The 5,765-nt window shown below is 72.0% G+C and carries 7 protein-coding genes; 1 reads left to right on the top strand and 6 read right to left on the bottom strand.

The window, feature by feature from the left end:
* Positions 1 to 362 precede the first annotated feature (362 nt).
* Positions 363 to 1,289: an A/G-specific adenine glycosylase gene (locus CVO76_RS00910; RefSeq protein ID WP_208741653.1), complete on the top strand. Its 927-nt coding sequence runs from the start codon at positions 363 to 365 to the stop codon at positions 1,287 to 1,289.
* A gap of 83 nt (positions 1,290 to 1,372) precedes the next feature.
* Here the strand turns inward: CVO76_RS00910 and dhaM are convergent, their stop codons facing one another.
* From dhaM to CVO76_RS00880, 6 genes are all read right to left on the bottom strand, one after another.
* Positions 1,373 to 2,116, bottom strand: coding sequence for a dihydroxyacetone kinase phosphoryl donor subunit DhaM (dhaM, locus tag CVO76_RS00905; RefSeq protein ID WP_208740361.1), 744 nt, complete (start codon positions 2,114 to 2,116; stop codon positions 1,373 to 1,375).
* Entirely contained in the window at positions 2,113 to 2,763 is a 651-nt protein-coding gene (gene dhaL, locus CVO76_RS00900; RefSeq protein WP_208740360.1) for a dihydroxyacetone kinase subunit DhaL, read from the bottom strand. Before dhaL ends, dhaM begins: the two co-directional genes overlap by 4 nt.
* A 2-nt stretch (positions 2,764 to 2,765) precedes the next feature.
* The gene (dhaK, locus tag CVO76_RS00895) at positions 2,766 to 3,767 is read right to left on the bottom strand and encodes a dihydroxyacetone kinase subunit DhaK (protein ID WP_208740359.1); all 1,002 of its coding nucleotides are present in this window, start codon (positions 3,765 to 3,767) and stop codon (positions 2,766 to 2,768) included.
* 229 nt (positions 3,768 to 3,996) lie between these two features.
* The gene (locus tag CVO76_RS00890) at positions 3,997 to 4,173 is read right to left on the bottom strand and encodes a CsbD family protein (RefSeq protein ID WP_133080462.1); all 177 of its coding nucleotides are present in this window, start codon (positions 4,171 to 4,173) and stop codon (positions 3,997 to 3,999) included.
* Between the two features lie 123 nt (positions 4,174 to 4,296).
* Positions 4,297 to 4,806, bottom strand: coding sequence for an amino-acid N-acetyltransferase (locus CVO76_RS00885; RefSeq protein ID WP_133080096.1), 510 nt, complete (start codon positions 4,804 to 4,806; stop codon positions 4,297 to 4,299).
* Positions 4,807 to 4,842: 36 nt separating this feature from the next.
* A partial coding sequence (locus CVO76_RS00880; protein WP_208740358.1) for an alpha/beta hydrolase family protein occupies positions 4,843 to 5,765 on the bottom strand: 923 nt, incomplete at its 5' end.

The following is a 5,765-nucleotide window of genomic DNA, read 5'->3' as shown; positions in this document are numbered from 1 at the left end:
GCCGGCCGCGTCGGCGCCGCGGCCCAGCACGCCGGCCAGAGCGATCGCCCCGACGGCGAGCGCCGCGACCACCAGGAATGCCAGGAGAACCACCGCCAGCCGCCGACGGCGGTACATGGCGGGGCTGGGTCCCCGCCTGCCGCCTGTTCGCCTGCCCGTGCCGTGACCGCCCGTAGATGCCATCCATCAAGGCTAGGGACGGCCGCTCGCATTCTTCCCGGCACCACGCCGGTGGCTAGAGTATTCACGACGAGAATCCAGGAGCACCCATGAACCCCGGCAACGGAACACCCCCCGGTCCCGGCAGCCCGCGGAACCCGGCGGGACGGGCCGCCCCCGCACCTGCGGACCTCCACCTGCGGATGACGGACTGGTTCCGGGAGAATGCCCGGGACCTGCCCTGGCGGGATCCCGGGTGCTCTCCCTGGGGCATCCTCGTCAGCGAGGTCATGCTGCAGCAGACACCGGTCGTCCGCGTACTCCCCGTGTGGCGGGAGTGGCTGGAGCGCTGGCCGACGCCGGCGCATCTCGCCGCCGAGCCATCGGGGGCGGCTGTACGCCACTGGGGCCGCCTCGGCTACCCGCGCCGGGCACTGCGCCTCCACGCCGCGGCCACGGCGATCGTCGCCGGGCACGCCGGCGAGGTACCCGCCACGTACGACGAGCTCCTCTCCCTGCCCGGCGTCGGCACCTACACCGCCGCCGCCGTGGCCGCCTTCGCCTTCGGTCGCCGCGAGACCGTCGTCGACACGAACATCCGCCGCGTGCACGCGCGCCTCGTCGGCGGGACCGCCCTCCCCGCTCCGGCGCTGACGGCGGCGGAGACGAGGCGGGCAGTGGCCCTCCTGCCCGACGACGAGGCTCTGTCCGTGCAGTGGAACGCCGCGGTGATGGAACTGGGGGCCGTGGTCTGCACCGCGCGTGCACCGCTCTGCGACGCCTGCCCGGTCATCGACGCCTGCGCCTGGATCGCCGCCGGGCGTCCCGCTCCCGAGTACGTGCCCAAGGGCCAGTCATGGGCGGGCACCGACCGGCAGGTCCGCGGCGCCATCGTCGCCGTGCTGCGGCACGCCGACAGCCCCGTGGCACGCCCGATCCTGCTGTGGGCTCCCGTCGACCTCGGCATCGGGGTGCCCGTCGACGTCCCCCACCTCGCCGGACACGCGGGCCCACTCGCCGCCCTGCACGGCCTGCAGGCGCCGACCGAGCAGCTCGAGCGCGCCCTCGCCGGGCTGCTGGCGGACGGCCTCGCCGAGGAGACCGAGGCTGGCCTGCGGCTGCCCGGCTAGGGGACTGATCGCAGGAGGTCACCCGGCCAGGAGGCTCCGGGACTGCGCAGCCCGACCGGTCGGGCGGAGGCCGCCTGATCGGATCAGGCCGGTTCGCCGAACCCCGACTCGACCGCCTGGCCGACGAGATCCACGGCCGCCTGCGCGTCGGCGCCGCTGGCCTCGACGGTGACCGTCCGGCCCTGCCCGAGACCGAGGCTCATCAGGAGCATCACCGACTTGCCGTCGACGCCGTTGACGGTCACCTCGGCGTCGAGGTCGGCGAGTCCCGCGGCGAGGGTGGCGGCAGGGCGGGCATGCAGTCCCATCTGGTTCGGCAGGACCCAGGAGCCGCTCACCGTCGCTCCGACGGACGGCGACCCGTCCTCGCCGGCACCACGACCGGGTGACGCCGCGCCATGGCTCACGAAGGGCTCGAACTCCTCGGGCCGGACGGAGACGACGGCGCTCTCTGCTGCCCGGACGACGTCGTCGAGGGAGGATCCCCCCTGCGCCTGCACGGCAGCGGCGACGGCCCCTTCGACGAGGGCGGCCTGGGCGAGACGCACCGTGTCCCGGACCTCGGGGTCGAGGAACTCGAGCACCATCTCGGCCGTCATGACGGCCGAGCCGAGGTCGGTCAGGACCACCACGCCGTCACCCTCCGACGCGCGCCCGATCGCGGACTGCACGCGGTCGAAGCTCGTGCCGATGCGCGCCGGCCCGGTGCCGTCCTCCGCACCGCCCGCAGCCACGAGGACGACGTCGGGTGCCATCTGCGCTGCGAGCTCGACGACCCCCTCGGCGATCTTCTCGCTGTGCGAGACGATGACCAGTCCGACGCTCATGCGACCTCTCCTCCGGCGGCCTCCGAGGCGGCCTGCAGGATCAGCGCGGTGGACACCGCCCCGGGATCCTGGTGTCCCGCACTGCGTTCGCCGAGGTAGCTCGCCCTGCCCTTGCGGGCGATCAGCGGTTCGGTGGCCACGGCTCCCGCGTGGGCGGCGTTGGCGGCCGCCGCGAGCACCTCGGGTGGGGTGGCTCCCGCACTGGCCGCGGTCTCCGCCGATTCGGTGGCGGGTGTCCAGGCGTCGACCATCGTCTTGTCGCCCACCTCGGCCTTGCCGCGGGCGACGATGCCGTCACGGGCCGCCCTGATCATCGCGGCCGCGGCTGCGGCGTCCACCTCGCCGGCGTCACCGAGGGAGGTCGCCGCACGGAGGAAGGCCGTGCCGTACAACGGTCCGGCGGCACCGCCCACCGTGGACATCAAGGTCATGGCGACCTGCTTGAGGACGGCCGCGGGCGTGCCCGGGGCGTCCCCGGCGTCGAGCTTCGCGACGACCGCGCTGAAGCCCCGATCCAGGTTCTCTCCGTGGTCCGCGTCGCCGATCACCCGGTCGAGGTCGATCAGCAGGGCGCGGTTCTCGGCGACCACGCGGGCCGTCTCCCGGATCCAGCGGACGGCCCAGGCGGTGTCGAGGGGCTGCACCATCCTCAGGCCCCCCAGCGCAGCGCGGCGGTGTGGACCGGGGAGTCCCACAGCTCGAGCATCTCGTCGTCGACGCGCAGGATGGTCAGGGACGCCCCCTGCATCTCGAGGGCGGTGATGTAGTTGCCCACGAGGGACCGCTCGATCGTGACACCGAGTCCGTCGAGCAGCTGCGCGACTTTCCGGAAGACGATGTAGAGCTCGCTCGCGGGCGTCCCACCCATCCCGTTGACCATCACGAGGGTCCTGTCCCCCGATGCCAGCCGGAGATCGGCGACGATGGGGTCGAGCAGCCGCTGCGTGATCCCGTCGGCGTCCTCCATGGCGATCCGATGCCGTCCGGGCTCCCCGTGGATACCGATGCCGATCTCGATCTCGTCCTCCGCCAGGTCGAAGCTGGGCACCCCGGCGTGCGGGACGGTGCATGCGGCGAGGGCGACGCCCATCGAGCGGACGCCGTCGACCACGCGCTGCGCCACGTCGGCGACGCCGTCCAGGTCGTCGCCGCGTTCGGCCGCGGCACCGGCGATCCGCTCGACGAAGACGGTCCCACCGACGCCGCGCCGGCCCGCCGTGTACAGGGAGTCCTCGACGGCGACGTCGTCGTCCACGAGCACCGACCGCACCGTGACGCCGTCCGCCTCCGCCATCTCCGCCGCCGTCTCGAAGTTGAGGACGTCGCCCGTGTAGTTCTTGACGATGTGCAGGACGCCGGCGCCGCCGTCGACCGCGGACGTCGCGGGGATGATCTGGTCCGGCGTCGGTGAGGTGAAGACCGCTCCCGGCACCGCGGCGTCGAGCATCCCGCGTCCCACGAAACCGGCGTGGAGTGGTTCGTGTCCGCTGCCACCCCCGGAGACGATGCCCACCTTGCCCTGGACGGGTGCGTCCCTGCGGGTGATGAAGAGGGGGTCCGGGTGGACGGCCACGAGGTCGGCATGTGCGATGCCGAATCCTTCGACCGACTCGTCGACCACGGCCCTGGGGTCATTGATGAGCTTCTTCACGACGGCTGCTCCTTGACTGCGAACGGACACTCTGACAGCCTGCAGCCCGCATTCCATGGACCACCCCGGCCAGTGGCCACGTTACCGTCCGTTCCTGCCGCTGCCTATAGGCGACAGGTACCGGGGCAGCCGTCCCTTCGGGGCTTCAACGCCTGAGGGAGGGGCCCGTGTCCGGGCGCCCTCCCTCAGGTGGTCCGGCCTGCGGGGTCACCGGCAGGCCTGTGCTGTATCAGTCGCGCTTGAACGCGTCCTTGACGTTCTCGCCGGCGTCCTTGAGGTTCGAGCTGGCCTGGTCCTTGTGGCCCTCGGCCTCCAGGTTCTCGTTGCCGGTGGCCTTGCCCAGGCCTTCCTTGATCTTGCCGCCCAGGCCTTCGCCCTTGTTCCCGATCTTGTCATCCAGTCCCATGATGCGGACCTCCTTCGACTCGGTGTTCAGCCACCGGTTCCGGTGGCGTGCCAGCATCTCCGGGGAGATACTAAGTCGTCTTACCTTATCCCCCTCCGGCGGCGAAAAGCGAGCTGCCCCGGTTCAGAGCTGCCTGATCATGCGCGTATTGCCGAGCGTGTTGGGCTTCACCCGCGCCAGGTCGAGGAACTCCGCGACACCCTCGTCGTGGGACCGCAGGAGTTCCGAGTAGATCTGCGGATCGACGGCAGACTGGTCGGCCATGACCTCGAAGCCGTGGCGCCGGAAGAACTCCACCTCGAAGGTCAGGCAGAACACCCGGCTCACCCCGAAGGCACGTGCCTCCTCGAGCAGTCCCTCGACGAGCGCATGCCCGACACCGCGGCCGCGGGCGGCAGGGGAGGTCGCCAGGGTGCGGACCTCCGCGAGGTCCTCCCACATGATGTGCAGCGCCCCGCAGCCGAGCACCTCCCCGCCGTCGGACTCCGCGATGCGGAACTCGGGCAGGCCCTCGTAGTACGCCACCGTCTCCTTGGCCATCAGGATGCGCTCCTCGGCGAGCGGCTCGACCAGCGACTTGATGGCCGGGACGTCGGAGGTGCGGGCGGGGCGGATGGTGAAGGGGAGGGTCATTCGACCCACTCTACAAAGCGCCGCCCGCCCCCGCCCCTACAGACCCAGCTCGGCGGGTAGCTCCCGCTCCTCGCCGAGGACGTGCCGCGCCAGGAAGGCCTCGACGACGCCGTACCAGATCCGGGCGTGCTGGGGCTTGAGGATCCAGTGGTTCTCGTCCGGGAAGTAGAGGAAGCGGTGGGGTGTCCGGCCCTCGGCGTCGGCAGGCAGCTGCGACTTCGACAGCAGCTCGTACCAGAGCCGCAGGCCCTCGCCGATCGGCACCCGGTAGTCCTTGTCGCCGTGGATGACGAGCATGGGGGTGTTGATCTTCTCCACATGGTGGTGCGGGGAGTTCTCCTCCCTGGCCTCGGGGGTCATCTCCCGCTCCCAGTAGAAGGCGGCGTCCGTGGTGGGGCCGAACTGGTCCAGCGACCACAGGCTCGCGTGGGTCACGATGGCCGCGAAGCGGTCGGTGTGCCCGGCGACCCAGTTCGCCATGTAGCCGCCGAAGCTGCCGCCCATGGCCGCCACGCGGGTCCCGTCGATGTCCTTCCGGGCCACCAGGTCGTCCGTCGCCGCCATGAGGTCGGTATAGGGCGCGTCGCCCCACCGTCCCCAGCCGCGGTCCACCATGTGCTGCCCGTACCCCGTGGACAGCGCCGGGTCCGGCAGGAGGACCGCGTACCCGCGTGCCGCCATGATCCACGGCGACCAGCGCCACGTCCACGCGTTCCACGAACCGATCGGCCCGCCGTGGATCCACAGCAGTGCGGGCGCGGGAGACTCCTCGGTGGCCCCCTCGGGGAGCACCAGCCACGACTTCACCGGCTGCCCGTCCTCTCCGACGGATGCGATGCGCTCGAGCCTGCCGGGCAGGGCGGGCCGCTCCGCCGGGTTCAGGAGGCGCTCGGTGGCGCCGGAGGCGAGGTCGATCCGCACGGCCTCCGCGGGGAAGAGGTACGAGCTGCGCAGGGCGT

The sequence above is a fragment of the Arthrobacter agilis genome (assembly GCF_002953615.1).
GTDB classification, from domain to species: Bacteria; Actinomycetota; Actinomycetes; order Actinomycetales; family Micrococcaceae; genus Arthrobacter_D; species Arthrobacter_D agilis_B.
The sequence above is the reverse complement of the archived record's forward strand: the minus strand, read 5'-3'. Positions and strand labels throughout refer to the sequence as shown.

Excerpts from the sequence above, each read along its gene's own strand:
- CVO76_RS00885 (WP_133080096.1), bottom strand. The coding sequence starts at position 4,806 with ATGACCCTCCCCTTCACCATCCGCCCCGCCCGCACCTCCGACGTCCCG.
- dhaL (WP_208740360.1), bottom strand. The coding sequence starts at position 2,763 with ATGGTGCAGCCCCTCGACACCGCCTGGGCCGTCCGCTGGATCCGGGAG.
- CVO76_RS00910 (WP_208741653.1), top strand. The coding sequence starts at position 363 with ATGACGGACTGGTTCCGGGAGAATGCCCGGGACCTGCCCTGGCGGGAT.
- dhaM (WP_208740361.1), bottom strand. The coding sequence starts at position 2,116 with ATGAGCGTCGGACTGGTCATCGTCTCGCACAGCGAGAAGATCGCCGAG.
- CVO76_RS00890 (WP_133080462.1), bottom strand. The coding sequence starts at position 4,173 with ATGGGACTGGATGACAAGATCGGGAACAAGGGCGAAGGCCTGGGCGGC.